The sequence below is a fragment of the Saccharopolyspora thermophila genome, assembly GCF_014646075.1.
In the GTDB taxonomy this organism is placed as follows: Bacteria; Actinomycetota; Actinomycetes; order Mycobacteriales; family Pseudonocardiaceae; genus Saccharopolyspora; species Saccharopolyspora thermophila.
This window is the reverse complement of record NZ_BMMT01000023.1, coordinates 14,726-40,678: the sequence shown is the minus strand read 5'-3', so window position 1 is coordinate 40,678 and position 25,953 is coordinate 14,726. Positions and strand designations below refer to the sequence as shown.

The 25,953-nt window shown below is 70.1% G+C and carries 25 protein-coding genes and 1 tRNA gene; 20 read left to right on the top strand and 6 right to left on the bottom strand.

All coding sequences use genetic code 11. The features are described from left to right. Positions 1-215 precede the first annotated feature (215 nt). Positions 216-767 carry a GNAT family N-acetyltransferase gene (locus tag IEY17_RS23450; protein ID WP_188991360.1) on the bottom strand — a complete coding sequence of 184 codons (552 nt, stop codon included), beginning with the start codon at positions 765-767 and terminating at the stop codon, positions 216-218. A gap of 242 nt (positions 768-1,009) precedes the next feature. Between IEY17_RS23450 and IEY17_RS23445 the strand changes: the two genes are divergently transcribed. After that, positions 1,010-1,258: an SAF domain-containing protein gene (locus IEY17_RS23445; protein WP_229680536.1), complete on the top strand. Its 249-nt coding sequence runs from the start codon at positions 1,010-1,012 to the stop codon at positions 1,256-1,258. Positions 1,259-1,338: 80 nt separating this feature from the next. Beyond that, positions 1,339-2,067, top strand: coding sequence for a FadR/GntR family transcriptional regulator (locus IEY17_RS23440; protein WP_188991355.1), 729 nt, complete (start codon positions 1,339-1,341; stop codon positions 2,065-2,067). Positions 2,068-2,465: 398 nt separating this feature from the next. On the opposite strand, the gene IEY17_RS23435 is transcribed toward IEY17_RS23440, so the two are convergent. Beyond that, a tRNA-Arg gene (locus IEY17_RS23435) sits at positions 2,466-2,538 on the bottom strand. Between the two features lie 208 nt (positions 2,539-2,746). Here IEY17_RS23435 and IEY17_RS23430 point away from each other — a divergent pair. After that, the gene (locus IEY17_RS23430; RefSeq protein ID WP_188991353.1) at positions 2,747-3,664 is read left to right on the top strand and encodes a cation diffusion facilitator family transporter; all 918 of its coding nucleotides are present in this window, start codon (positions 2,747-2,749) and stop codon (positions 3,662-3,664) included. Positions 3,665-3,760: 96 nt separating this feature from the next. Here IEY17_RS23430 and IEY17_RS23425 read toward each other — a convergent pair whose 3' ends face one another. Both IEY17_RS23425 and IEY17_RS23420 read right to left on the bottom strand, forming a co-directional pair. Then, a complete protein-coding gene (locus IEY17_RS23425; protein ID WP_188991351.1) occupies positions 3,761-4,426 on the bottom strand; it encodes a DUF305 domain-containing protein in 666 nt (221 codons plus the stop codon). Positions 4,427-4,429: 3 nt separating this feature from the next. Then, complete coding sequence (locus tag IEY17_RS23420; RefSeq protein ID WP_188991349.1) at positions 4,430-5,215, bottom strand: thioredoxin-like domain-containing protein; 786 nt, start codon at positions 5,213-5,215, stop codon at positions 4,430-4,432. A gap of 210 nt (positions 5,216-5,425) precedes the next feature. Between IEY17_RS23420 and argS the strand changes: the two genes are divergently transcribed. The 6 genes from argS to rho all read left to right on the top strand — a co-directional run bounded on the left by argS (position 5,426) and on the right by rho (position 14,524). After that, positions 5,426-7,087 (top strand): arginine--tRNA ligase, encoded by a 1,662-nt coding sequence (gene argS, locus IEY17_RS23415; protein ID WP_188991347.1) that lies wholly within the window; start codon positions 5,426-5,428, stop codon positions 7,085-7,087. A gap of 72 nt (positions 7,088-7,159) precedes the next feature. Next, positions 7,160-8,578: a diaminopimelate decarboxylase gene (gene lysA / locus IEY17_RS23410; protein WP_188991345.1), complete on the top strand. Its 1,419-nt coding sequence runs from the start codon at positions 7,160-7,162 to the stop codon at positions 8,576-8,578. Further along, a complete protein-coding gene (locus tag IEY17_RS23405; RefSeq protein ID WP_188991343.1) occupies positions 8,579-9,883 on the top strand; it encodes a homoserine dehydrogenase in 1,305 nt (434 codons plus the stop codon). It begins immediately after the preceding gene. Between the two features lie 5 nt (positions 9,884-9,888). Continuing rightward, positions 9,889-10,983 (top strand): threonine synthase, encoded by a 1,095-nt coding sequence (gene thrC, locus IEY17_RS23400; RefSeq protein WP_373289921.1) that lies wholly within the window; start codon positions 9,889-9,891, stop codon positions 10,981-10,983. After that, the gene (thrB, locus tag IEY17_RS23395) at positions 10,980-11,891 is read left to right on the top strand and encodes a homoserine kinase (protein WP_188991341.1); all 912 of its coding nucleotides are present in this window, start codon (positions 10,980-10,982) and stop codon (positions 11,889-11,891) included. The genes thrC and thrB overlap by 4 nt, the downstream gene beginning before the upstream one ends. Before the next feature lie 809 nt (positions 11,892-12,700). Further along, positions 12,701-14,524, top strand: coding sequence for a transcription termination factor Rho (gene rho / locus IEY17_RS23390; protein WP_188991339.1), 1,824 nt, complete (start codon positions 12,701-12,703; stop codon positions 14,522-14,524). A 135-nt stretch (positions 14,525-14,659) separates the two neighbouring features. Here the strand turns inward: rho and IEY17_RS23385 are convergent, their stop codons facing one another. After that, positions 14,660-15,067: a hypothetical protein gene (locus tag IEY17_RS23385; protein ID WP_188991337.1), complete on the bottom strand. Its 408-nt coding sequence runs from the start codon at positions 15,065-15,067 to the stop codon at positions 14,660-14,662. Between the two features lie 246 nt (positions 15,068-15,313). On the opposite strand from IEY17_RS23385, the gene rpmE reads away from it, so the two are divergent. The 3 genes from rpmE (at position 15,314) to prmC (ending at position 17,670) form a co-directional block, all read left to right on the top strand. Further along, entirely contained in the window at positions 15,314-15,535 is a 222-nt protein-coding gene (rpmE, locus tag IEY17_RS23380; protein WP_188991335.1) for a 50S ribosomal protein L31, read from the top strand. Positions 15,536-15,632: 97 nt separating this feature from the next. Continuing rightward, positions 15,633-16,700: a peptide chain release factor 1 gene (prfA, locus tag IEY17_RS23375; protein ID WP_188991333.1), complete on the top strand. Its 1,068-nt coding sequence runs from the start codon at positions 15,633-15,635 to the stop codon at positions 16,698-16,700. Positions 16,701-16,794: 94 nt separating this feature from the next. Then, positions 16,795-17,670 carry a peptide chain release factor N(5)-glutamine methyltransferase gene (gene prmC / locus IEY17_RS23370; RefSeq protein WP_188991331.1) on the top strand — a complete coding sequence of 292 codons (876 nt, stop codon included), beginning with the start codon at positions 16,795-16,797 and terminating at the stop codon, positions 17,668-17,670. 172 nt (positions 17,671-17,842) lie between these two features. Here prmC and IEY17_RS23365 read toward each other — a convergent pair whose 3' ends face one another. Continuing rightward, positions 17,843-18,712 (bottom strand): alpha/beta fold hydrolase, encoded by an 870-nt coding sequence (locus tag IEY17_RS23365; protein ID WP_188991329.1) that lies wholly within the window; start codon positions 18,710-18,712, stop codon positions 17,843-17,845. Positions 18,713-19,001: 289 nt separating this feature from the next. Here IEY17_RS23365 and IEY17_RS23360 point away from each other — a divergent pair, with 289 nt between their 5' ends. The 8 genes from IEY17_RS23360 (at position 19,002) to atpA (ending at position 25,949) form a co-directional block, all read left to right on the top strand. Then, on the top strand, positions 19,002-19,652 hold the full coding sequence (locus tag IEY17_RS23360) for an L-threonylcarbamoyladenylate synthase (RefSeq protein ID WP_188991327.1): 651 nt from the start codon (positions 19,002-19,004) through the stop codon (positions 19,650-19,652). 137 nt (positions 19,653-19,789) lie between these two features. Then, the gene (locus IEY17_RS23355; protein WP_188991325.1) at positions 19,790-20,956 is read left to right on the top strand and encodes a glycosyltransferase family 4 protein; all 1,167 of its coding nucleotides are present in this window, start codon (positions 19,790-19,792) and stop codon (positions 20,954-20,956) included. Further along, positions 20,956-21,426 carry a Cg1360 family ATP-synthase-associated protein gene (locus IEY17_RS23350; RefSeq protein WP_188991323.1) on the top strand — a complete coding sequence of 157 codons (471 nt, stop codon included), beginning with the start codon at positions 20,956-20,958 and terminating at the stop codon, positions 21,424-21,426. The genes IEY17_RS23355 and IEY17_RS23350 overlap by 1 nt, the downstream gene beginning before the upstream one ends. Before the next feature lie 275 nt (positions 21,427-21,701). After that, on the top strand, positions 21,702-22,481 hold the full coding sequence (gene atpB, locus IEY17_RS23345; RefSeq protein ID WP_188991322.1) for a F0F1 ATP synthase subunit A: 780 nt from the start codon (positions 21,702-21,704) through the stop codon (positions 22,479-22,481). 58 nt (positions 22,482-22,539) lie between these two features. Continuing rightward, entirely contained in the window at positions 22,540-22,794 is a 255-nt protein-coding gene (locus tag IEY17_RS23340; protein WP_188991320.1) for an ATP synthase subunit c family protein, read from the top strand. A gap of 32 nt (positions 22,795-22,826) precedes the next feature. Continuing rightward, positions 22,827-23,390 (top strand): F0F1 ATP synthase subunit B, encoded by a 564-nt coding sequence (locus IEY17_RS23335; RefSeq protein WP_188991416.1) that lies wholly within the window; start codon positions 22,827-22,829, stop codon positions 23,388-23,390. A gap of 21 nt (positions 23,391-23,411) precedes the next feature. Then, entirely contained in the window at positions 23,412-24,242 is an 831-nt protein-coding gene (locus IEY17_RS23330; protein ID WP_188991318.1) for a F0F1 ATP synthase subunit delta, read from the top strand. Positions 24,243-24,299: 57 nt separating this feature from the next. Beyond that, a complete protein-coding gene (gene atpA, locus IEY17_RS23325) occupies positions 24,300-25,949 on the top strand; it encodes a F0F1 ATP synthase subunit alpha (protein WP_188991316.1) in 1,650 nt (549 codons plus the stop codon). Positions 25,950-25,953 lie beyond the last annotated feature (4 nt).

The following is a 25,953-nucleotide window of genomic DNA, read 5'->3' as shown; positions in this document are numbered from 1 at the left end:
GTTTGTGGGGCCCGACGCCGCCGCCGATCCGCATCGGATGGCGCACCACTACTTCCTTCCACTGCGGGAAAGGCGCGCGAGCAAGGGAACTTCCCTGTCGTAGGTGGCAGAAAGATACCCTTACTCGCTGAGCATGGCGCTGAGGGATGCTGTGCCCGGCGCGTGGTCGAGGCGAGTTCAGGTTCTCGGCGCGCGAAGACCTGGTGAGGGTCACCTCAACGGGGGATCTGAATTTCGAAGTGGATGACCGGGCTGTGCTGGCCGTCGCCCCGTGCGTCGTGGATTTCCTTCGCCACGGAACGCCAGAACGGTTCTGCCCCTTCGATGGCCGGGTTGGTGTGCAGGTAGATCGAGGAAAACCCTGGCGTAGCGGCGACGAAGTCGCATGCCATTGCGACCAGGGCACGGGCGAGGCCGTGGCGCCGGTGCTCCCGCGCTACGTACACCCGGAAGAACTGGGCGGTTTCACCGCTCGGGTACCGGTCGGCAAGCCACTGGGGATGTGGCGGGCTGCTCGGGCCGTTGGCTCGGACCGCGGTGGTTGCCGTGACCTCGCCGCCGCGGACAGCGACGAACAGCGCATGCCGCGGGTTGCGGAGGTAGGCGCCTTCGATGTCGATCACGTCTGCATGCCATTCCGGCCGGTAGCCATGGCCGAACTCGTTGTAGAAGGTGTCGAGCATGACCTTCCGCGCCCCGTCGATGTCGGCAGGTCGCGCCAGGCGCAGGGCGTAGTCGTCGATGTGGTGTTCCAGGTCGTACCTCATCGCGTCCTTTCTGGGGTTCGGGGACGGTGGTTCGCGTCGAGGTGGCAGGAAAGTTCCCTTGCTCAGGTCGGGCAGCAAGACCTCAAAGTAATGATAATCATTTTCATTAGATCGTTGGAAGGGTGGTCCCCTGTGCTCGTGGTTGGAGGTGGTGGCTGGAACTCGGTGTCAGCATCGCGTCGGCTGCGGTGCGCGGTGAGCCCACCGGCTGTCGAACCGGATTCTGCGGCGACGTGATCTCAGTGGCCACGCGTCCCCTGCGAACGGGTGAACTCCTCGACGGCGAAGGCGGCTACATGGTCAACGGCAACCTTGCCCCGGCTGAGGCGTCGCTGCGGCTCGGCACGCTCCCGATGGGCCTGGCCCGGGATGTCAAGCTCCGCAACGACGTTCCCGCAGGAGAGGCACTCCGCTGGTCTGATGTGGAAGTAAACGATTCCGTTCTCGCGGTGCGCTTGAGGCAGGAGTTGGAGCAGTCTGCACGGAGCTGAAGTTCCGACACGAACGGATGAACTCGTCGCCCGTAAAGTGGAGCGGTCCCAGGCGGCCCTGCTGGATACCGAGGAGACGCGTGACTTCCGCAGACCAGAGCTCATGGGAGCCGGTGCGTAAGGTGCGCACCTACGAGCAGGTCATGGCGCAGATCGAACAGCGCATGCTGGACGGACTGCTGGCGCCGGGCGACCGGTTGCCCAGCGAACGGGAACTCTCGCACCTTCTCGGTGTCAGCCGCCCATCGCTGCGCGAGGCGCTGCGGGTGCTCGAAGCGCTGGGCATCGTCGAGGTGCGGCCGGGTCGCGGGCCGGAAGGCGGCACGGTGTTCGTCGGGCACCCGGGCGAGGGTTTCGCGGTCCTGCTGAAGATGCAGTTGGCGCTCGGGCACTTCAGCGACACGGATGTGCTTCGCACACGGCTGATGCTGGAGGAGTGGTCCGTCGCTGACGCGGCCCGCAACGCCACCGAAGCCGACCACGCGGCCCTGCGGAAGATCCTCGACCAGATGGATTCGTCGGAATTGACGGCCCGCGAGTTCAACCGCCTCGACACCGAGTTTCACGTGCGGATCGCCCAGGCCACGGGCAACGCGCTCGCCTCCTACCTGATGAGCTCGCTGCGCACAGCCATCCAGCGGCAGATGATCGATGCCTACGAGCGGCTGGCGGACTGGCGGCGGTCGGCGGAGGAGGTGCGGACGGAACACCGCGAGATCCTGACGGCCATCAAGGAGCACAACGTCCGGAGAGCCGTCGAACTGGTCCGCGGCCACATCAACGACTTCTACGAGGTCGGAACCGCGTGAGTCCGAGCACCTCCACCGGCGTCTCCTGGGGCGGCGACCCGATCTTCACCGTGGAGACCGCGGCCTCGCGGCTCTGCTGGCGCCCGTAGTCCCTGCGGCACGCCGCCGTCAGTGCGTGGCTCGCCGCCGGGGTCCCCGACCGTCGCTCGCTGGGCAGGCCACTCCGTCACCGTCCTGCTGAAGACCTACGCCGCGTGCCTGCACGGCCAGGATGTGATCGCCCGTAGGAGGGGGCGGACCTCTTCGGGTACCGGCCCGACGCCTGACGGGGCGTATACGTGCATTGCACGTGAACCATGACGGACCACCCCTGGCGGTGGCAGACAGTGACAGAGAGACAGATTCGCCCCTGGTGGTGTTGTGTCTGCACAGGGGCGAATCTGACTGGTACCGCAATGCGCCCTCGGCAGGACTCGAACCTGCGACACCTGCCTCCGGAGGGCAGTGCTCTATCCGCTGAGCTACGAGGGCTTGTCGCTGCGGACGATCGTCAGCTTAGCGCACCCGGTGAGGCGGGTGCGGCGGGGGTCGGCTTAGTGCGGCCGCCCTGTTCACGGCTGCTGTACGACCAGATGGGAACAAGGGAATCTTTCTGTCACCGTTGACGCGGAGGCTGCTGCTGGGGTTGCATTCATGCATACTTCGCTATGTGTCGGGACGGGCGCGAGGAGGACAGTCGATGGGGCACGGACACGGGCACGGCTCCGCAGCCGATGCGATCAGCGCGTCCGGACGGTACGTGCGCCGGTTGGCTGCCTCGTTCGCGATCCTGCTGGCCTTCTTCCTCCTCGAGGCTCTCGTCGGCTTCCTCACCTCGTCGCTGGCCCTGTTGTCCGATGCCGGGCACATGCTCACCGACGTGCTCGGCGTCGGGATGGCGCTGGCAGCCATCACCGCGGCCCGGCGGCCCACCGAGAGCAAGCGAACCTTCGGGCTGTACCGCATGGAGGTGCTGGCCGCGCTCGCCAATGCCGTGCTGCTGTTCGGCGTCGCCGGCTACATCCTCTACGAGTCCGCGGCTCGGTTCCTGGAGCCACCGCAGGTCGCGGGCGTGCCGATGATGCTGACCGCGTTGGCCGGACTCGCCGCCAACCTGGTCGTGTTCGCGCTGCTGCGGCAGGGGGCGAACGAGAGCCTGAACGTCCGCGGCGCCTACCTCGAGGTTCTGGCCGACACCATCGGGTCGGTCGGGGTGCTCGTCGGCGGCCTGGTGTCCTGGGCTTTCGGCTGGTACCTGGCCGACCCGATCGTCGCGGTCGCCGTCGGCTTGTTCGTCCTGCCGCGCACCTGGAAGCTCGCCCGGCAGGCGCTGCGGATCCTCGTCCAGCAAGCCCCGGAGGGCGTCGACGTGGTGCAGCTTCGCGCCGATCTGGCCGCGCTGCCGTCGGTAACCGAGGTGCACGACCTGCACGTCTGGACGCTGACATCGGGTATGGAGGTCGCCTCCGCGCACCTGACCACGGCGTCCTCCGCCGACCACAGCGGCGTGCTGGTGGCGGCCCAGCGCCTGCTTTCCGAGCGCTACCGGATCGACCACGCGACGCTGCAGGTCGAACCCGCCGAATGCGCCAAGCGCTGCCAGGCCCTCACCTGGTGATCAGCACCGGGGCGTGACAGGAAAGTTCCCATACTGCAACCCCCGGGCACGGGGTGGTCGTGCCTCGGGAGTGACAGAAAAGTTCCCTTGCTCAGGTCAGGGAAGGGGCTGGGCTCCGCGTTCTGTGAGCATTGTTCGCATCAGGGTGCTCTCGGTGCTCTGGGAGCCCAGCATGTTCTTCGCGAGTTCCCGGACCGCGGGGAGGGCGGCGTGGCGGGAACCGTAGTCGGCCATCGCCGATCCGCCTTCGTGGTGGCGGAGCATGAGCTGCAGGAAGTAGACGTCGAACTCCGGGCCGCGCAGGGACTGCAGGCGGGAGAGCTCGGCGCTGGTGGCCATGCCGGGCATCAGGGCCCCCGGCTGCGTGGCCGCGGGGCCGCTGCCGTGGGCGTGGCCGCCTTCGTCGGTCATCCACTGCATGGGCGGACCGCTGGACTGGGCGGGCTGGCCCCACAGGCTCAGCCAGCCCTGCATCCGGCCGATCTGGTCGCGCTGGTTGGTCTCGATGTCGAACGCCAGCTGCCGCACCGCCACGTCGGCGGCGCGCTCCCGGGCGAGCGTCGCCATGGTGACCGCCTGCTGGTGGTGGGTGGTCATGTCCTGGGCGAAGCCGATGTCGACCGCGCTCGGCTGTGGTTCGGCCCGGTCGAACGACGGCAGCCGGATGAGCAGTCCGAGCGCCGCCCCCAGCAGCAGGAGGGCCACCGCCGCCGCGACCGCCACGAAGATGCGGGCCGGGAGAGGGTGTCGTGCTTCAGACACGGCTCACTGGCCCATCTGGCCGGTGGCCGGGGTGGCGCCGCGGCCGTCCATGGTGACCGCGCCCGGGCCGGGCGGGGTCGGGTCGAACTTCGGCGGGTCGTTGGTGTTGAACGCGCCCGGGAATGCCTGGCAGGAGCCGCCGATCTCCGGGTACACGCCGTTGTTGTTCAGCCGCAGCGCGGTGATGAACTGGTCGATACGCGGGTCGTCGGCCGTGTCGACCTTGAGCTGGTGGCCCCAGGACTGCAGCGAGATGGGGGTGTCCAGGCCGGGGTACGGCGACATCATCGTGTAGGGCTTGCCTTCGACGCGGGCCTTGAGCCGCTCCAGCCCGGCCTCGTCGACACGCTCCGGGTTGTAGGCGATCCACACCGCGCCGTGCTCGAGGGAGTGGACCATGTTCTCGGTGCGCACCGGCTCGGGGTAGACCACGCCCGTGCAGTCGGCCCAGATGCCGTCGTGTGGGCCGCCGAACGGTGGGGTGTGGTCGTAGGCGACGCGCTGGTCCGGGCGGACGTGCATCTGCCCGGGGTAGTTGACGATGGTCACACCGGGGATGGTCTTGGAGGGGTCCGGGTTCTGCGGCGAGGGCCGGAACGGGGCGGTGACCTTCTCTGCCTCGGCCTGGGCCTGTCGCACCGACTCCTGTGCCGACCACCGGCTGTACGCGTAGCCGAAGATCACGGCCGCGAACACCACCACGACGGTGACGGCGGAGATCAGCATCCAGGGGATCGACCGCTGATGCACCGCGGCGCCGCGCACCGTTTTGTTCTTCTTGTTCGCCATGCTGTTCGCAAACCTCGTCTCGCCTGGAACCACCGGGTACCCGGCCCGCCAGTGTAGAGATTGCCGGTGCCGCGGGTGGCTGTTCGTCTTATGCTCGCCACCACGTTCTCACATCTGTGTGATCGTGTGATCACTCCCCGTGGTCCACGCTGCTCGTGACTGCCATACCCGTTGGCTGAGCAGCGGCGACGCTTCCCTAGACTTCATGAGGTGACTCCCGCCGCGCTCGCTGAACTGGTTCGCAACACCGCCGTCGAGGTCCTCGCCGCCCGGGGCCTGGACCCCTCCGTGCTGCCCGAAGCGGTGACCGTGGAGCGACCCCGCAACCCCGAGCACGGGGACTACGCGACGAACCTGGCGATGCAGGTCGCGAAGAAGGTCGGGGTGGCGCCGCGCGACCTGGCGACCTGGCTGGCGCAGGCGCTGACCGGGCAGGACGCCATCGACTCGGTCGACGTGGCCGGGCCGGGCTTTCTGAACCTCCGGCTGGCCGCCGACGCGCAGGGCCAGATCGTGCGTGAGGTCATCACGCGCGCCGCCGACTACGGTCGCGGCGACCTGTACCGGGGGCTGAAGGTCAACCTGGAGTTCGTCTCGGCCAACCCCACCGGACCGATCCACCTGGGTGGCACCCGGTGGGCCGCGGTGGGCGACGCCCTCGGCCGGGTGCTGGCCGCGCAGGGCGCCGAGGTGACCCGCGAGTACTACTTCAACGACGCCGGCGCCCAGATCGACCGGTTCGTGCGGTCGCTGATCGCCGCCGCGAAGGGCGAGCCGACCCCGGAGGACGGCTACGGCGGCGACTACATCAACGACATCGCCGCCGCGGTGCTCAAGGCCGAGCCGACGGCTCTGCAACTGCCCGCCGACGAGCAGCACGAGACGTTCCGCCGCGTCGGCGTGGGCCTGATGTTCGACGAGATCAAGCAGAGCCTGCACGAGTTCGGCACGCACTTCGACGTGTTCTTCCACGAGGACTCGCTGCACACCTCCGGGGCGGTCGCCGAGTCGGTCGAGCAGCTGAAGAAGTCCGGGCACGTCTACTTCGCCGACGGCGCCTGGTGGCTGCGTTCCACCGAGTTCGGCGACGACAAGGACCGGGTGCTGATCAAGAGCGACGGCGCGCCCGCCTACATCGCCGGCGACGTGGCCTACCTGCGCGACAAGCGCAACCGGGGGTTCGACCTGTGCATCTACATGCTGGGCGCGGACCACCACGGCTACGTCGCCCGGTTGAAGGCGGCCGCCGCCGCGTTCGGTGACGACCCGGCCGTCGTCGAGGTACTCATCGGACAGATGGTGAACCTGGTGCGCGACGGCAAACCGGTGCGGATGAGCAAGCGTGCCGGCACCGTGGTCACCCTGGAGGACCTGGTGGACGCGGTCGGCGTGGACGCCGCCCGCTACTCGCTGATCCGGTCCTCGGTGGACTCGGCCGTGGACATCGACCTGGACCTGATCAGCAAGCGCACCAACGAGAACCCGGTCTTCTACGTGCAGTACGCGCACGCCCGGTTGTCCTCGTTGCAGCGCAACGCCGCCGCGCTCGGCATCGAGCGGGGATCGGTGGACGACGCCGACCTGTCGCTGCTCACCCACGATCGTGAGGGCGACCTGATCCGCACCCTCGGCGAGTACCCGCGGGTGGTGCGGTCGGCCGCCCAGCTGCGGGAACCGCACCGGGTGGCCCGCTACCTGGAGGACGTGGCCAGCGCCTACCACAAGTTCTACGACGCGTGCCGCGTGCTGCAGCCCGGTGACGACCAGGCGAGCCCGTTGACCATCGCGCGGTTGCAGCTGTGCGAGGCGACGCGCCAGGTCCTGGCCAACGGCCTCGGGCTGCTCGGCGTCAGCGCGCCGGAGCAGATGTAACCGGGCCGAGCCCTCCGGGAACCCCAGACACCCACGGCCTGTCCAGCGGCAGGCTGCGCGAAGGAGCTTCAGATGCGCGCCCATCCCGCCGGGCCGCGGCACGCCGACGTCGTGCCGGCCGGCAACACCGCAGGACCCGCCCCGGCCGACACCGCCGACCTCGACCACCTGCACCCGCAGGTGTGGCCGCGCCACAGCGAGCGCGGCGCCGACGGTGCCGTCCGCTTCGCCGGCATCGACGTCCGCGAGCTGGCCGAGCGGTTCGGCACCCCGCTGTTCGTGCTCGACGAGGACGACTTCCGGTCCCGCTGCCGCGACTACGCCGAGGCGTTCGGCGACCCGGCGTCGGTGCACTACGCCTCGAAGGCGTTCCTGTGCACCGAGGTCGCGCGGTGGGTCGCCGCGGAGGGCCTGAGTCTGGACGTGTGCAGCGGCGGTGAACTGGCCGTGGCGCTGCGCGCCGGGTTCCCGCCGGAGCGGATCACCTTCCACGGCAACAACAAGTCCGTCGCCGAGCTGGCCGCCGCCGTGGAGGCCGGGGTCGGTTCGGTGGTGCTGGACTCGTTCCACGAGATCACCCGGCTGGACCACGTCGCCACCGAGCGGGGGGTGCGCCAGAACGTCCTGGTGCGGGTCACCGTGGGTGTGGAGGCGCACACCCATGAGTTCATCGCCACCGCGCACGAGGACCAGAAGTTCGGGTTCTCGCTGGCCAACGGTCAGGCCGCGGAAGCGGTGCGCCGGGTGCTCAAGGCGGACTCGCTCGTGCTGACCGGGCTGCACAGCCACATCGGTTCGCAGATCTTCGACGTGGACGGCTTCGAGCTGGCCGCCCACCGGGTGGTGCGGCTGCTGGCCGAGCTGCGCGAGGAGCACGGCGCCGAAGCCCTCGCCACGGTATCCACTGTGGACCTCGGTGGTGGGTTGGGCATCGCCTACACGGCCGAGGACGACCCGCTGCCGCCGGACCAGCTGGCCGTCCGGCTGCGCGAGATCGTCAGCAAGGAGGCCGACAACGCCGGCATCCCGGTGCCGAAGATCGCCGTGGAGCCCGGGCGCGCCATCGTCGGGCCCGGCATGGTCACCGTCTACGAGGTCGGCACCATCAAGGACGTGACCGTGGGCGGCGACGTGCAGCGCAAGTACGTCAGCGTCGACGGCGGCATGAGTGACAACATCCGCACGTCGCTGTACGACGCGGTCTACGACTGCCGGCTGGTGTCGCGCCGCGCCGAGGCACCCCCCGCGCTGTCCCGCATCGTGGGCAAGCATTGTGAGTCCGGTGACGTAGTGGTGCGCGACTGCTGGCTGTCGGAGGACATTGCTCCGGGGGACCTGCTCGCGGTGGCCGCCACCGGCGCGTACTGCTACGTGATGGCCAGCAACTACAACCGCCTGCCCAAGCCGCCCGTGGTGGCGGTCCGCGAGGGCGAGGCGCGGTTGCTGCTGCGCAGGGAGACCGAGGACGACCTGCTCCGGCTGGAGGTGTGAGTGATCCAGGACCGTGAACCGATCAGGGTCGCGCTGTTGGGGTGCGGCACCGTCGGGACCGAGGTGCTCAGGCTGCTGCAGGACCAGCCGGAGGAGTTCGCGGCGCGCACCGGTGCGCCGATGCAGGTCACCGGGGTCGCGGTGCGCCGCCCGCACAAGCACCCGGAGGTGCCGCAGCACCTGCTCACCACCGACGCGCAGGCGCTGGTGGACGGCGACGTCGACGTGGTGGTGGAGCTGATCGGCGGCATCGAGCCGGCCCGGTCACTGCTGCTGAGCGCGCTGAAATCCGGCAAGTCGGTGGTGACCGCGAACAAGGCGCTGCTGGCCGAGCACGGCTCGGAGCTGTACGCGGCGGCCGACGCCGCCGGTGCCGACATCTACTTCGAGGCCGCGGTGGCCGGGGCCATCCCGCTGCTGCGGCCGCTGCGCGAGTCGCTGGCCGGGGACCGGATCAACCGGGTCATGGGCATCGTCAACGGCACCACGAACTACATCCTGTCGGCGATGGACTCCACCGGTGCCGGCTACGCCGAGACGCTGGACGAGGCCGGTCGGCTGGGCTACGCCGAGGCGGACCCGACCGCCGACGTGGACGGTTTCGACGCCGCCGCCAAGGCCGCCATCCTCGCCTCGCTGGCCTTCCACACCCGGGTCACCGCCAGCGACGTCTACCGGGAGGGCATCTCGGGGGTCACCCCCGGTGACATCGCCGCGGCCCGCGCCCTGGACCGCACCGTGAAGCTGCTGGCGATCTGTGAGCGGGTGGTCGACGAGGACGGCACCGAGTCGGTGTCGGCGCGCGTGCACCCGGCGATGATTCCGCGCAGCCACCCGCTGGCCGGGGTCGGCGACGCCTTCAACGCGGTGTTCGTCGAGGCCGAGGCCGCCGGGCAGCTGATGTTCTACGGGCAGGGCGCCGGTGGGGCGCCGACGGCCAGCGCGGTACTCGGCGACCTTGTCGCGGTGGCCCGCAATCTCGTCGTGGCGGGCAAGGGCCCGCGGGAGTCGGCGCACGCGCAGCTGCCGATGCGCCCGATGGGCCGCACCCCGACCCGCTACCACATCAGCCTCGCGGTGGCCGACAGGCCGGGCGTGCTCTCGCAGGTCGCGGCCACCTTCAACGAGCACGATGTGAGCATTTCGGTGGTGCGTCAGCAGGGGCGCGGCGCGGAGGCCAGCCTCGTGGTGGTCACCCACACCGCCCCCGACGCCGCACTCAGGTCCACAGTGGACAAGATCGCGCAGCTCCCGGTGGTGCGCGAGGTGGTCAGCGTGATGCGCGTGGAAGGTGAACCGTCGTGACGAACATCCAGCCTTCGGCGGGGCTCGGTGCGCCCGTGGCCTCCGGGCCCGGTTGGCCCGGCCTGATCGAGGCGTACCGGGACCGCGTGCCCGTGCCGGACGGGGCGCGCATCGTAACCCTGCAGGAGGGCAACACCCCGCTGGTGCCCGCGCCCCACCTCTCGGAGCTCACCGGCAGCACCGTCTACCTGAAGGTGGAGGGCGCCAACCCCACCGGGTCGTTCAAGGACCGCGGTATGACCGTGGCCATCACCTACGCGCTGGCCGAGGGCAGCAAGGCGGTCATCTGTGCCTCCACCGGCAACACCTCCGCCTCGGCCGCCGCGTACGCCGCGCGCGCCGGGCTGACCTCGGCGGTGCTGGTGCCGCAGGGCAAGATCGCGATGGGCAAGCTGGCGCAGGCCGTCGTGCACGGTGCGCGGATCCTGCAGGTGCAGGGCAACTTCGACGACTGCCTGGAACTGGCCCGCAAGACCGCCGCCGAACACCCGGTCACCCTGGTCAACTCGGTCAACCCGGTGCGCCTGGAGGGGCAGAAGACGGCCTCCTTCGAGATCTGCGACGTGCTCGGCCGGGCGCCCGACGTGCACTGCCTGCCGGTCGGCAACGCCGGAAACATCACCGCCTACTGGAAGGGCTACACCGAGTACGCCGCCGACGGTGTGATTGATGCCACACCACGGATGTTCGGGTTCCAGGCTGCCGGTGCTGCGCCGCTGGTGCACGGCCAGCCGGTCGCCAACCCGGAGACCGTCGCGACCGCCATCCGGGTGGGCAGCCCCGCCTCGTGGGCGGGCGCGGTGAAGGCCAAGGACGAGTCGGGTGGGCTGTTCGCCGCCGTGACTGACGAGCAGATCCTCGCCGCCTACCGGCTGCTGGCCGCCCGGGAGGGCGTGTTCGTCGAACCCGCCTCCGCGTCCAGTGTCGCCGGGCTGCTGGCCACCGCCGCCGACGGCCGCCTGCCCGCCGGGTCCATCGTGGTGTGCACGGTGACCGGGCACGGTCTCAAGGACCCGGACACCGCGCTGGCCGGCATGGTCGACGTCGAGCCGCTGCCGGTGGACCCCGGTGCGGTGGCCACCGCGCTGGAACTGGCATGACCGGACTGCCCACCTCGGCCGTCCGGGTGACGGTGCCGGCCTCGACCGCGAACCTCGGTTCCGGGTTCGACACCCTCGGCCTGGCGCTCGCCCTGCACGACGAGGTCCACGTGCGGATCGTCGAGGGCGAGCCGGGCACCGCGCAGGTCACGGTCGAGGGCCAGGGCGTCGGCGCGGTACCCACCGACGAGCGACACCTGGTGGCGCGAGTCGTCCACGAGGCGTTGGTCGAACTGGGTTTCCGCCCGCCGGCGCTGCGATTGCACTGCCGCAACACCATTCCGCACTCGCGGGGCCTCGGCTCCTCGGCGGCGGCCATCGTCGCCGGCGTTGCCGCCGCCTTCGAGCTGGCCGGATTCGACCTGCGCGACAAGGACAACGCCGAGCGCGCGCTGCAGCTCGCCGCGGCCCGCGAGGGCCACGCGGACAACGCTGCGGCGAGCCTGCTTGGCGGGTTCGTCGTGGCCTGGCAGGAATCTGGCTGCTTCCGGGCGGTGCGCATGCAGCCGCACCCGGACGTCGCGCCGATCGTCCTTGTCCCCCAGGTGGAGTCGGCCACGCACACCACGCGCGGCCTGCTCCCCGAACGGGTACCGCACGTCGACGCCGCGTTCGCCGCCAGCCGCGCGGCGCTGGCCGTGCACGCCGTGACCCGTGACCCCGACCTGCTGCTGGCCGCCACCGACGACCGGCTGCACCAGGACTACCGGGAGCCGGCCTGGCCGGACACGATCGCGCTGGTCCGCGCGCTGCGGTCGGCGGGGATCGCGGCGGCGGTGTCCGGCGCGGGACCGACGGTGCTGGCGTTCCCGCCCGGCGGGCAACTTCCCGCCGGCCTTGCCCCGAACGGTTTCCAGATGCTGCACCTGCCGGTCGACCTGAACGGGGTCAGGGTCAGCACGGGCTAACCGGAGCGGGGCCGGGCGGCGAAAGCCCTGTTCACGGCCCCGCACGCGGCACCTTGCGTGGGAGTGGTACAAAGGAGGTGTCGTCGACTGCGAACAGCGGTCACCCCCCGGTTCCCAGCCAGCCCAGTTCGCATCCGGACGGGGCTCGTCCAGGCCGGGTCGCATCCAGGGCCGTGGTGCCGGGGCGGTGTATTGCTGCTGGTGGTTGTCGACGGCGCGATCGACGTGGGCGTGCCACACGCCCAGGGGGTTGTTGCACCCGAACTACGGGGCGTCTACCCTCAAGGTCAATCAGTCACCGCGCCCAGGGCGCCGGTGCCGTGTTCGGAACATCGTTTTCCGGACCGCATCTCCCGCTGTGAATTGAGCTCCGCCCGCGACGGGTGAAGATCAACTTACGGCGATCGCGGTGACCGAGGCAGGAGTTGTCAACTCAATTGCGTTCGCTCCGGGACGATCGGCGGCGCAGCCGTTGCCGATGTCGGGGTGGGGGCTCTAAGTTCCACGATGCGCCCACCAGTCACCGGGGCGCGAACGAGTCGGGGATTCCTGAAACGAGGCGGCAGCGGGGCGTGCATCGGCACGTGTGGATCGGAGTGGATGCGTCGCACATGGACCACGCGAGCCGGGTACCTCCCACCGCCCGGTGCTGCTGGTTCCCGGAACCAACGACGTCGGTCGTGCCGCGTGCGCGTGTGAAATCCGACCGGCACAAGGGCTGGTAGCACACACCGGCCGCCCGCACTTCCGAGCGGGCGGGCAATCCGCTGGGCCGCGTAGGAGGCGCGGTCCGGTCAGGAAGGACATTCGTGAGCAATACCGAACTGTTGAGCAGCGAGGCGGCCAACGGCACCTCTTCGGCTGGCCAGCAGGCTTCCGAGGCCAACGGCACCCCGCGGCGACGTGGCGGACTCTCCGGCATGGTTCTGGCCGAGCTGCGCCAACTCGCGGGGGAACTGGGGATCGAGACCGGTGGCCTGCGCAAGGGAGACCTGATCGCCGCCATCAAGGAGAAGCAGGGCGGTACCACGGCACCGAAGTCCCGGGCCACCAAGAAGACCCAGACCCGGGCCGAGGAAGCCCCCGCGGCCACCACCAAGGCCCACCAGCCTGCGCTCGACGAGGCCGACAGCGAGCCCGCCGCGCGTGAGGACCAGGGCGAACCGACCAGCAACGGGGCCGCGCCCACCCGCACCCGCTCGCGGCGGCAGCAGGCCGCCGAGACCGCCGGTGACGACGAGAGCCGGCGCAGCAGCCGCCGCCGTCGCTCGTCCGGGCGTGCTGCGGCCGCCACCGAGTCGGGTGGTGCCGAAGAGGCGCGGACCGCCGAGCGCAAGCCGGAAACCCGCGACAACAACCGGGCGGAGACCCGCCAGGAGAGCCGACCGGAGGAGGACGACGAGGGCGGTCGTCGCGGTCGCGGTCGCCGGTTCCGGGACCGCCGCCGCAACCGCGGCCGCGGTGAGGGCGGCGAGCCCGAGGTCCGCGAGGACGACGTGCTGCTGCCGGTGGCCGGCATCCTGGACGTGCTGGAGAACTACGCGTTCGTGCGGACCTCCGGTTACCTCGCCGGGCCGAACGACGTGTACGTGTCGCTGTCGCTGGTCCGCAAGTACGGGCTGCGCCGCGGCGACGCGATCAAGGGCGTCATCCGGCAGCCGCGGGAGGGCGAGCAGCAGCGACAGAAGTTCAACCCGCTGGTGCGCGTCGACTCCATCAACGGCCTGGAGCCCGAGGCGGCCCGCAACCGCCCCGAGTTCCACAAGCTGACCCCGCTGTACCCGAACGAGCGGTTGCGGCTGGAGACCGAGCCGCACAACCTGACCGGCCGGATCATCGACCTGGTGATGCCCGTCGGCAAGGGGCAGCGCGCGCTGATCGTCTCGCCGCCGAAGGCCGGTAAGACGATGGTGCTGCAGGCGATCGCCAACGCGATCACCACCAACAACCCCGAGTGCCACCTGATGGTCGTCCTCGCCGACGAGCGACCGGAAGAGGTCACCGACATGCAGCGCTCGGTCAAGGGCGAGGTCATCGCCTCGACCTTCGACCGGCCGCCGTCGGACCACACCACGGTCGCCGAGCTGTCCATCGAGCGAGCCAAGCGGCTGGTGGAGATGGGCCACGACGTGGTCGTCCTGCTGGACTCGATCACCCGACTGGGCCGCGCCTACAACCTGGCGGCCCCGGCGTCCGGGCGCATCCTGTCCGGTGGTGTGGACTCCACCGCGCTGTACCCGCCGAAGCGGTTCCTCGGCGCGGCCCGCAACATCGAGAACGGCGGCTCGCTGACCATCTTCGCCACGGCGCTGGTGGAGACCGGGTCCACCATGGACACGGTCATCTTCGAGGAGTTCAAGGGCACCGGCAACGCCGAGCTGAAGCTGGACCGCAAGCTCGCGGACAAGCGGCTGTTCCCGGCGGTGGACGTGGACTCCTCCAGCACCCGTAAGGACGAGATCCTGCTCTCGCCCGACGAACTGGCCGTCACCCACAAGCTGCGCCGGGTGCTCGCCGCGCTCGACACGCAGCAGGCGCTGGAACTCCTGCAGGACCGGCTGCGCAAGACGCGCACCAACATCGAGTTCCTGATGCAGGTCGCCAAGACCACCCCGGGCAAGGACGACGACTGACGCCGTCCCGCCCGACACGACCAGGGCCCGCACCCACCCGGTGCGGGCCCTGGTCGCGTTCGCGGGGCCGGTGACCTGCACAAGGGAACCTTCCTGCCGCTCGTGACAGGAAGGTTCCCCTGCTTCCGTCACCGATCAGGCTCGGGTGCACTCCGGCAGGTCGCAGTCCTGGTAGGCGCGGACCAGCAGCGCCGCCAGCAGGGCGAAGGCGACGGGGCCGACGGTGAGCGCGGCCACCACCGGCAGTTCCAGGCCGGGCAGGGCGAGGGCGCACACCAGCATCAGCAGCGGGTAGCTGAACCGCAGGCCGCGGCGCTGCCAGCGGAACGTCCAGCGCACGTGGTTGGCGCTGAGCATGCTCAGCGCGGCGGCGAAGCCGAACAGCAGGGGCGCGGACAGGCTCAGCTCCTGGTCCAGCGTCCGGTCGTGGCTCAGCAGCACGTCGAGCAGGGCCGCGACGCCGGCGGCGCTGCCGACGAACAGCAGCGGGAGGGACACCCATGACCGCACCGTGAGCTTTCCCAGGACCGAACACAGCAGCACGCCATCGAGGATGACGGCGGCATCCGGCCGAACGCACCCTCGTGGCGAACCCGCTCGGCGGGCGGTTCGTTTCCTGCGCCGGACGGTCCTGGCGGTGCGGCGAACGGCGGCCGGGAATATCGCCCCCGACCCCTGCGTTGCAGGTCGCGAGCCTTGGTCTGGCAGAATGCAAGGCTGATCCCGGCACCGGTTCACCGCGCGGCAACGGCCAGCGGACCCGGCGGCCCATGACGAGAGGACGAGCCGTTGAAGAGTGGTATTCACCCCGAGTACGTGGTGACGCAGGTCACCTGCGGCTGCGGCAACAGCTTCACCACCCGCAGCACCCGCACCACCGGCCAGATCACCGTCGAGGTGTGCTCCAACTGCCACCCGTTCTACACGGGCAAGCAGAAGATCCTGGACACCGGCGGCCGCGTGGCGCGCTTCGAGGCCCGCTACGGCAAGCGCCAGAAGACGCAGAAGTAGCTGCGCCGACGGCGCCCGTCCCCCGCTGCGGCGTGGGACGGGCGCCGTTGTTGCGTTTGGTGCCAGGACGTCCGCAGCCAGCAGAAGAGGATCGCCAGTGGAGACGACGAAGCTCGAAGGGCTGCTCGCCGAGTACGCCGAGCTGGAGCAGCGGCTGGCTGATCCCGGCGTGCACGCCGACCAGGCGAAGGCACGCAAGCTCGGCCGCCGCTACGCCGAGCTGACCCCGATCGTGCGCGCCGCCCGGGAACTCGACCAAGTCCGGTCGGATCTGGAGACGGCCCGCGAGTTCGCCGCCGAGGACGCCGCCTTCGCCGCGGAGGCCGAGCGGCTCGCCGAGTCGGTGCCTGCTCTGGAGGCCAGGCTCACCGAGCTGCTGCTGCCGCGCGACCCGCACGACGGTTCGGACGTGCTGCTGGAAATCAAGTCCGGGGAGGGCGGCGAGGAGTCCGCGCTGTTCGCCGGGGACCTGCTGCGCATGTACCTGCGGTTCGCGGAGCGCCAGGGCTGGCGGGCCGAGGTGCTCGACGCCACCGGATCGGACCTGGGCGGCTACAAGGACGTCACGCTGGCCATCAAGGGCCGCAGCGGCGACACCAGCCCGGACGGGGTGTGGTCGCGGCTGAAGTTCGAAGGCGGTGTGCACCGCGTGCAGCGGGTGCCGGTCACCGAGTCGCAGGGCCGCGTGCACACCTCCGCGGCCGGGGTGCTGGTGTACCCGGAGCCGGAGGAGGTCGAGGTCGAGGTCGACGAGAAGGACCTCCGCATCGACGTGTACCGGTCCTCGGGCCCCGGCGGGCAGAGCGTGAACACCACCGACTCGGCGGTGCGGGTCACCCACCTGCCGACCGGCATCGTGGTGTCCTGCCAGAACGAGAAGTCGCAGCTGCAGAACAAGCAGCGCGCCATCCAGGTGCTCAAGGCCCGGCTGCAGGCGCTCGCCGAGGAGGAGGCGGAGCGGGAGGCCGCGGAGGCGCGGCGCAGCCAGGTCCGCACCGTGGACCGCTCCGAACGCATCCGCACCTACAACTTCCCGGAGAACCGGATCTCCGACCACCGGGTGAACTACAAGGCATACAACCTCGACCAGGTCCTCGACGGCGACCTGGACGCGGTTCTCGACGCGCTCGTCGCCGCCGACCGACGGGAACGCCTCGCGCGGTGAGCCTCCGGTGCCCGCTCCGACCAGCGCCCGGCGACCCGGCGCGCGGGTCAGCGCTTCCGCAGCACAGCCCGCCGGGCCTTCTAAGCTGGCCGGTGTGACCCGACAGCCCCTGCGCCTGGCCATCCTTGAGGCGGAACGCGTTTTGTCCGCGGCGGGTGTGGTGAGCCCGCGCACCGATGCGGAGCTGCTCGCAGCTCACCTGCTCGGCGTGGAGCGCACCAAACTGATGATGGTGCCGCTGGTCGACCCGCCCGTGGTGCAGGCACTGCACGAGCTGGTGCGGCGCCGCGCGGCGCGGGAGCCGCTGCAGCACATCACCGGAACGGCTTCGATCGGAAACGTGACGCTCAACGTCGGGCCGGGCGTGTTCGTGCCGCGCCCGGAGACCGAACTGCTGCTGGCGTGGGGCCTGGCGACGCTGGAGGGCGTCGACCGACCGATCGTGGTGGATCTCTGCACAGGGTCCGGTGCGCTCGCGTTGGCGGTCGCCAACGCTCGCCCCGACGCCGCGGTGCACGCCGTCGAGAAGGACCCGACCGCGCTGTCGTGGGCGCGGCGCAACGCCGACCAGCAGGCGCAGGCCGGGGACACCCCGGTCCGCCTGTACTCGGGTGACATCACCGACCCGATGCTGTTCATGGAGCTGGAGGGCCTGGTCGACCTGGTGCTGTGCAACCCGCCGTACGTGCCGGAGGGCACCCCGGTGCCGCCCGAGGTGCGCGACCACGACCCGTACGATGCGGTGTTCGCCGGGCGGGACGGGCTGGATGTGGTGCGGCACGTGGTCGCCTGCGCAGCCCGGTTGCTCAAGCCGGGCGGGGGAGTGGCCATCGAACACGACGACACTCACGGCGGCTCGGTGCCCGCCCTGCTGCGGGCCCGCCGCGTCCTCACCGACGTCGAGGAGCACACCGACCTGGCGGGCCGCCCCCGCTTCGCCACGGCCCGCCGAACCCGCCCCGAAGCGTGACCTGAAAATCTCCGCTCCCGCGCCCCTCGTGCGGCCGGTGGCAGGAAGGTTCCCTTGCTCACCTGCAGGCACCGGGCGGCGCCGTGGGGCGAGTGGCAGGAAAGTTCCCTTGCTCCACTGGCGGTCGCCGTGGCGCCGTGGGGCGAGTGGCAGGAAAGTTCCCTTGCTCCGGTCAGCCGTGGGTGTTGACGAATTCGCGGAGGAGGGCGTTGAACTCGTTGGGCTTCTCCCGGTTGGGCCAGTGGCCCGCTCCGGTGACGATCCGGAGGGTGGAGCCGGGGATCGCCCGGGCCGCGTCCTGGGCCGCCGACAGCGGCACGATGGCGTCGCGTTCACCGTGGACGATCATGACCGGGCAGTGAATGCGGCTGACGTCCGGCAGGTGGTTGATGCGCATCGAGCGGCTGTCCACGGCGTCGGCGTGCCAGTCGGCGAACACCGAGCCGCGCGCCGCGGCTTCCGCGCGCACCTCGTCGACAATGGACTCCAGGTCCGGCACTTGGTGGTCGCCAGCGAAGAACAGCCGGGTGAGCATCCAGCGGACCAGGGACCGGTTGAGCCGCAGGAGTCTCGCCGCCGCCGGCCCGGCGAACCGGGATCGCAACAGCAGGTGGGTCAGCAGGTGCCGGGGCAGCCGGTGTTGCAGCCCGGTGCTGTCCACAAGCACCAGTCCCCGCACTCGCTGCGGATTGCGCAGCGTGAACCCGGTGGCGATGCTGCCGCCCATGGAGAGGCCGACCAGGGTCGCCTCGGGCACCTGCCAGGCGTCCAGCAGCCAGCGCAGCACCTCCTCGAAGGTGCGCTGGTTGGCTCGTCCCCGCCACGGCATGCTGCCGCCCTGCCCGGGCAGGTCCGGGGTGAACACCCGGTGGTCGGCGGCGAGCACACCGATCGCGTGGCGCCAGCTGATCAGGGCGTTGTCCGGCCCGCCGCCGTGCAGCAGGACGATCGCCGGCCCGGCGGATCCGGCCCGGTAGTAGCGGATCTTGCCGGCGGGGAACTCGATGTGGTCGACCTCGACACCCTGGGGTGGGGCGGTCATGCTCTCTCTCCTCGTGCTCGCTTGGTGTTGTGCCGCGTCCGGCTGACGTCCCAGCGCCACGGACGTTGTCCGGTCCGCGAGCACACCCAACGGATCTCAGTCGAGCGCACCGGTGTTACGCCTGTGGCCCGTGGGGTGCCGCCGGTCGGGTGGGTGCGGCGGCGGCCGGTGCACACCTGCGCGGGTCCGAGGTCCGCCGAAGCCCCTCGCGCCCCGCACGAATGGTCCCGGACGGTGATCCGCCGCACCACTCGAACGGGCCGCAAGCGAGCGTGCCAGGATGCCAGTCGTGAGCGCCGTCTATGACTGCAGGACCCCAGCCGGCCGCGAAGAGGGGCTGGCCGCCGCCGCCAACACGGTTCGCGCGGGAGGCTTGGTCGTGCTGCCCACCGACACGGTGTACGGCATCGGCGCGGATGCCTTCGACGCCACCGCGGTGCACGCGCTGCTGGCCGCCAAGGGGCGCGGTCCGGACATGCCGGTGCCCGTGCTGGTCGGCTCCTGGTCCACTGTGGATGGGCTGGTGATGTCGGTGCCGCAACAGGCGCGGGCCCTGATCGAGGCATTCTGGCCGGGCGGCCTGTCCCTGGTGCTGCCGCAGGCGCCGTCGTTGAACTGGGACCTGGGCAACACGCGGGGCACGGTGAACCTGCGGATGCCGCTGCACCCGGTGGCCCTGGACCTGCTGCGGGAGGTCGGCCCGATGGCCGTCTCCAGCGCCAACCGCACCGGTCAGCCACCGGCGAGCACCGTGGCCGAGGCCCGCGAGCAGCTGGGCGACTCGGTGCAGGTGTACCTCGACGGCGGGCCGTCGGGGGAACCGGTGGCCTCCACGATCATCGACCTGACCCAGGGGTGGCCGCGGGTGCTGCGGGAGGGTGCGGTGAGCCTGTCCGAGGTGTCCGAAGTGCTCGGTGAGGACGTCGAAGCGGACCGGTGACAGCGGCCGCGGCGGGGGCCGATAGCGTTAGTGCCCGAAATCCGCCACGTGGGAAGCGATGAGGAGCGCCGGGCTTGAGAACTCCGTTCTGGGGGCTGGACGCCGACGACCCGCAGAGGAGCGGGTGAGCCGCCGGTATGGACAACGCATCCTGGGCTCCGGTGGGGCTGCCCGCCCGCGAATACCTGCTCGTGCTGCTGACCGCTGCGGCAACCACGTTCCTGCTGACCGGGCTGGTGCGGTTGCTGGCGATCCGCGTCGGCGCGGTCGCCTACCCGCGCCAGCGGGACGTGCACGTGACCCCGATGCCCCGGATGGGCGGGGTGGCCATGTACGGCGGGGTGCTGGCGGCGATGTTCCTGGCCGCCAACCTGCCCGCGCTGTCCCGTAGCTTCGACTACTCCAAGGATGCGCTCGCGGTGATCGCCGCCGGCGGGTTGATCGTGGCGGTCGGCGCGCTCGACGACCGGTTCGAGCTGGATTCGCTGACCAAGCTGGCCGGGCAGGTCACCGCGTCCGGGATCCTGGTGCTGCTGGGCGTGCAGTGGTTCAACTTCTGGGTGCCCTGGGGCGGTTCCGAGGACCACGTGGGCCAGCTGATGGTGCTGGGCAGCAACCAGGGCCAGCTGCTGACCGTGCTGCTGACCGTGGCAATGATCAACGCGATGAACTTCGTGGACGGCCTCGACGGGCTGGCCTCGGGCATCGGGCTGGTGTCGGCCACCGCCACGTTCGTGTTCTGCCTGGGCGTGCTGGACCGGCAGAACGGCGACGTCACCGCCTACCCGCCGGCGCTGATCGCGGCCGCCATCGCCGGGGCGTGCCTGGGCTTCCTGCCGCACAACTTCCAGCCCGCCCGGATCTTCATGGGCGACTCGGGTTCGATGCTGATCGGGCTGATGCTGGCCACCGCGAGCACCAGTGCCTCCGGGAAGATGGACTACACCGGGTCGAACCCGACCGACACGATCGCGCTGCTGTCGCCGCTGCTGGTGGTCGCGGCGGTGCTGTTCGTGCCGCTGCTGGACCTGATCATGGCCGTGGTGCGGCGCACCCGTGCGGGCCGCAGCCCGTTCCACGCCGACAAGATGCACCTGCACCACCGGCTGCTGGAGATCGGGCACTCGCAGCGGCGCGCGGTGCTGCTGATCTACCTGTGGGCGGCGGTCATCGCGTTCGGTGCGGTGTCGTTGACCCTGTTCAACGCCGTGGTGGTGGCGTGGGTCGTCGGCCTCGGGGTGCTGCTGGCGGCTATCATTTCGGTGATTCCGCGCATGCGCAGCCGAGCCGATCGAGAGTCCTGATGAGCGAAGCGACCGACGCGCCGACCCCCGGCCAGCAGCAGGCCGAGCCGGAGAACCCGCACGCCGAGACGGTGCGGAGGCTCGCCTCGGCGATGCTGCGCACGGCGGTGTGGCCCGGGCTGGTCACGGTCGTGCTGGGGGCGGTCGTGGCAACCGTCCTGGTCGGGCTGCCCGGCCTGGTGGGGGCGCTGGTCGGCGGCGCGGTGGCCTTCGGGTCCTCGCTGCTGACGATCTGGCTGATGCGCTTCACCGGTGGCATGAATCCGCAGTTCGTGATGGTCGCCGCGCTCGGCGGGTACGTCGGCAAGATGCTGGTGTTGCTGGTGGTGATGACGGTGCTCGGTGGTATCGAGCTGGTGCACCGGGAGGCGACGGCGTTCACCATGCTGGCGACCGTGCTGGTGTGGGCGGGGGCCGAGGTGGTGGCCTTCAAGCGGACCCGGATCCCAACGATCGTTCCAGGGAGCTGAACCGGTTCCAACTCCTGTCATGAGCTCGTTCCGGGCGTCCCCGGGCAGCAGTAGCGGACCGGTGTGTCGGGTGCCTACCTAAGCGCTGGTATCGTCTGCGCCGCGAACAGCCTTCCCTGCTCAGCGCGGGTCGAAGGACTCCATCGAGGTCCTTGGCTCCACTCGGTGGGGAGGGCCCCTACGCGTGCCAGATCGCGTATCAGGTACGTTAAGTGCAAAACGTGACGATTCCCCCGGCAGAGTGACGTTCACCGGGAGAACCGGAAGGAGCCCAGTTGGGCGCGCTGATGCTGGCCGAGGGCGGAACTTTCCAGCCGCCAGGTGCCGATAGCTTTGTCCTTCCGCCGATCTTCGGCGGAGTAACCAAGCCGATGGTCCTTGTCGTGCTCTCGGCGATCATCGTGGGCGCCTACTTCGTGATCGCCACCCGCAACCTGAAGCTGGTTCCGGGCAAGGGGCAGTTCGTGGCCGAGTTCATCTACGAATTCAGCCGCAACAAGATCGCGCGGGAGCAGATCGGGGCCAAGGACTTCCGTCCGTTCGTGCCGCTGATCTTCACGTTGTTCACGTTCATTCTGGTGAACAACCTCTTCGGCATCATCCCGATCATCCAGTTCCCGACGATGTCGCGCATCGGGTTCCCGCTCGCCCTGGCGGCCGTGGTGTACCTGGTGTTCCACTCCGTGGGCTTCGCGCGGCACGGGTTCCTGGGCTACTTCAAGCACATCATGTTCCCGCCCGGGGTGCCGAAGCCGATCTACCTCCTGCTGGCCCCGATCGAATTCCTGCAGAAGTTCCTGTTCCAGCCGGCGGCGCTGGCGATCCGAGTCTTCGCCGCGATGTTCGCCGGGCACCTCATCCTGCTGGTGTTCACCCTGGGCGGCGAGTTCCTGCTCCTGGAGGCGAGTGCGGGGTTCAAGCCGGTTTCGGTCATCGGATTCGCCTTCGCCATTGCCTTGACGTTCGTCGAAGCCTTGATCCAGGTGCTGCAGGCCTACATCTTCGCGCTGCTGGCCGCCAACTTCATCGGTGCAGCGCTGGCCGAAGGCCACTGAGAAGGACCAAGACCTCCGATCCGCGCCGAGATAGCGGACCGAGTGAAAGGTAGTGAAAGTGAGCAACATCGTTCTTGCGCAGGCTGCTGAGGCCGCGGTCAACATCAACCCCGGTCTGGCCGCGATCGGCTACGGCCTGGGCGCTGTCGGCCCGGGTATCGGCGTCGGCCTGATCTGGGCGGCCGTCATCAACGGCACCGCCCGCCAGCCGGAGGCCCAGGGCCAGCTGCAGGGCATCGCCTGGATCTCCTTCGTTCTGGTCGAGGTGCTTGCGCTGATCGGTCTGGTCATCTACTTCATCGCCAGCGCCTGATCTCACGGCTCAACGCGTTGGGAGACGTTGTGGTGAAGACGCAGATGCTGCTGGCCGCGGAAGGCGAGCACAACCCGATCGTCCCGGAGCCCGCGGAGATCGTGGTCGGTCTGATCGCATTCGGGCTGCTGCTGTTCGTGCTCTGGAAGTACGCCATCCCGCGCTTCGAGAAGATCTACGCGGAGCGCAGCGAGCGGATCGAGGGCGGGATTGCCAAGGCCGAGGCCGCGCAGGCCGAGGCCCAGCGGACGCTGGAGCAGTACAAGGCGCAGCTGGCCGAGGCCCGCGCGGAAGCGGCTCGGATCCGCGATGACGCCCGCGCCGAGGGCCAGCAGATCCTGGAAGAGATGCGCGCGCAGGCGCAGGCCGAATCCGAGCGGATCGTCAGCCAGGGCCAGGCCCAGCTGGCGCATCAGCGGGCGCAGATCGTCGCCGAACTGCGCGCTGAGCTGGGCCGCCACGCGGTGGACCTGGCCAGCCGGGTGGTCGGCGAGTCCCTGGAGGACGAGGCTCGTCGGCGGGGCACCGTCGACCGGTTCCTCGAGGAGCTGGAAGCCACCTCGGCCCCGGCTTCGTCCAAAGCGGCCAAGTCCTGACCGAGTGAAAGGCGCTGAGAGTTGAGCACCCTCGTGAACGCCGCGAGCCGGGAGGCGCTGGCAGCCACCGAGCTGCAGCTGCTGCAGGCCACCGACGGGGCCTCGGCCGCGGAGATCACCGGGCTCGCCGACGAGCTGTTCGGCGTGGCCGGCCTGCTGGGCCGCGAGTCCACGCTGCGGCGGGCGCTCGCCGACGCCTCCACGGACCCGCGGTCCAGGGAAGACCTGGCCCGCGGGCTGTTGGCGAACCGGCTCGGCGCCCGGGCGCTGCCGGTGGTCGTCGAGGCCGTCCGGGCCCGGTGGTCCAGCCCCAGCGACCTGGTCGAGGGGCTGGAGCGGATGGGCCGCACCGCGCTGCTGGTGCAGGCCGAGCGGGCCGGTCGCCTCGACGCCGTCGAGGACGAGCTGTTCCGGCTGGGGCGCATCATCGGCTCCCAGGTCGACCTGGAGCGGTTGCTGTCCGACCCGGCGGCGGACGCGGCGGGTAAGAAGGCGATCGTCGACCAGCTCGTCGAGGGCAAGGTCGAGCCGGTCACCCTGAACCTGGTCCACCAGCTGGTGGCGCGGCCGCGCGGCCGCCGGATCAGCGAGGGGCTGGAAGAGCTGGCCGAGCTGTCGGCGAAGCGCCGGGAGCGGTCGGTGGCGCACGTCAAGTCCGCGATGCCGCTCAGCGACGAGCAGCAGCAGCGGCTCTCGCGCACCCTGCAGCGGATCTACTCGCGACCGATCGCCCTCCACCTGGAGGTCGACCCGGAGATCGTGGGCGGGCTGCTGATCCGGGTCGGCGACGAGGTCATCGACGGCAGCATCACGGGACGCCTGCAGTCCCTTCGACGCGATCTCGCCGACTGAGCGGGGCGCTCGAGCAACCACTCCCTTCCAAGAACGAACCGAGGGCAGGAACGAGACATGGCGGAGCTGACGATCTCGTCGGACGAGATCCGCAGTGCGATCGAGAAGTACGTCTCCAGCTACTCCCCGGAGGTCAGCCGCGAGGAGGTCGGGGTCGTCACCGATACCGGTGACGGCATCGCCCATGTCGAGGGTCTGCCTTCGGTGATGACCGAGGAGCTGCTGGAGTTCCCGGGCGGCATCTACGGCGTCGCGATGAACCTGGAGACCCAGGAGATCGGTGCGGTCATCCTGGGTGAGTCGGAGAAGATCGAGGAGGGCCAGGAGGTCAGGCGGACCGGCCGGGTCCTCTCGGTCCCGGTCGGGGACGGCTTCCTCGGCCGCGTGGTGAACCCGCTGGGTGAGCCGCTCGACGGCCTCGGCGAGATCGCCGCCGAGGGGCAGCGCGCGCTGGAGCTGCAGGCGGCCACGGTCGTGCAGCGCAAGGGCGTGCACGAGCCGCTGCAGACCGGCATCAAGGCCATCGACTCGATGACCCCGATCGGCCGCGGCCAGCGCCAGCTGATCATCGGCGACCGCAAGACCGGCAAGACCACGGTCGCGGTCGACACCATCATCAACCAGAAGCAGAACTGGGCCAGCGGCGACCCGGCGAAGCAGGTCCGCTGCATCTACGTGGCGATCGGCCAGAAGGGCTCCACGATCGCCGGTGTGAAGCGGTCCCTGGAGGACGCGGGCGCGATGGAGTACACCACCATCGTCGCCGCCCCGGCCTCGGACTCGCCGGGTCTGAAGTGGCTGGCCCCGTACGCCGGTTCGGCCATCGGCCAGCACTGGATGTACCAGGGCAAGCACGTTCTGATCGTGTTCGACGACCTCTCCAAGCAGGCCGAGGCGTACCGCGCGATCTCGCTGCTGCTGCGTCGTCCGCCGGGCCGTGAGGCGTACCCGGGTGACGTCTTCTACCTGCACTCCCGCCTGCTGGAGCGCTGCGCGAAGCTCTCCGACGACATGGGTGCCGGTTCGATGACCGGTCTGCCGATCATCGAGACCAAGGCCAACGACGTGTCGGCGTACATCCCGACCAACGTCATCTCCATCACCGACGGGCAGTGCTTCCTGCAGTCCGACCTGTTCAACGCGGGTCAGCGCCCGGCCATCGACGTCGGTATCTCGGTGTCCCGCGTCGGTGGTTCCGCGCAGATCAAGGCGATGCGGCAGGTCACCGGGTCGCTGAAGATCGACCTGGCGCAGTACCGGGAGCTGGAGGCGTTCTCCGCCTTCGCCTCCGACCTCGACGCCGCGTCGAAGGCCCAGCTGGACCGCGGCGCCCGCCTGATGGAGGTCCTCAAGCAGGGCCAGGGTGAGCCCCTGCCGGTCGAGGAGGAGGTCGTCGCGATCTACCTCGGCACCAAGGGCCACCTGGACTCGGTGCCGGTTGCCGACGTGCGCCGCTTCGAGTCCGAGTTCCTGGCGCACCTGCGGCGCACCCACGAGACCACGCTCAAGGACATCGTTGAGACCGGCAAGCTCTCCGAGGACGCCGAGAAGACGATCGTCGACGCGGTCGAGGACTTCAAGAAGCAGTTCACCGCCTCCAGCGGCGAGTCGGTCGCCCCGGGCGCCGAGCCCGACGCCGAGGCGCTGGCCGCCGACGAGGTGGGGCAGGAGACGGTGAAGATCAACCGGCCCGCGCCGAAGAAGTGACCGG

Coding starts and splice junctions, on each gene's coding strand:
- atpA (WP_188991316.1), top strand. CDS start 24,300: ATGGCGGAGCTGACGATCTCGTCGGACGAGATCCGCAGTGCGATCGAG.
- IEY17_RS23355 (WP_188991325.1), top strand. CDS start 19,790: ATGGACAACGCATCCTGGGCTCCGGTGGGGCTGCCCGCCCGCGAATAC.
- IEY17_RS23420 (WP_188991349.1), bottom strand. CDS start 5,215: ATGGCGAACAAGAAGAACAAAACGGTGCGCGGCGCCGCGGTGCATCAG.
- thrB (WP_188991341.1), top strand. CDS start 10,980: ATGACCGGACTGCCCACCTCGGCCGTCCGGGTGACGGTGCCGGCCTCG.
- IEY17_RS23350 (WP_188991323.1), top strand. CDS start 20,956: ATGAGCGAAGCGACCGACGCGCCGACCCCCGGCCAGCAGCAGGCCGAG.
- IEY17_RS23450 (WP_188991360.1), bottom strand. CDS start 767: ATGAGGTACGACCTGGAACACCACATCGACGACTACGCCCTGCGCCTG.
- IEY17_RS23365 (WP_188991329.1), bottom strand. CDS start 18,712: ATGACCGCCCCACCCCAGGGTGTCGAGGTCGACCACATCGAGTTCCCC.
- lysA (WP_188991345.1), top strand. CDS start 7,160: ATGCGCGCCCATCCCGCCGGGCCGCGGCACGCCGACGTCGTGCCGGCC.
- IEY17_RS23430 (WP_188991353.1), top strand. CDS start 2,747: ATGGGGCACGGACACGGGCACGGCTCCGCAGCCGATGCGATCAGCGCG.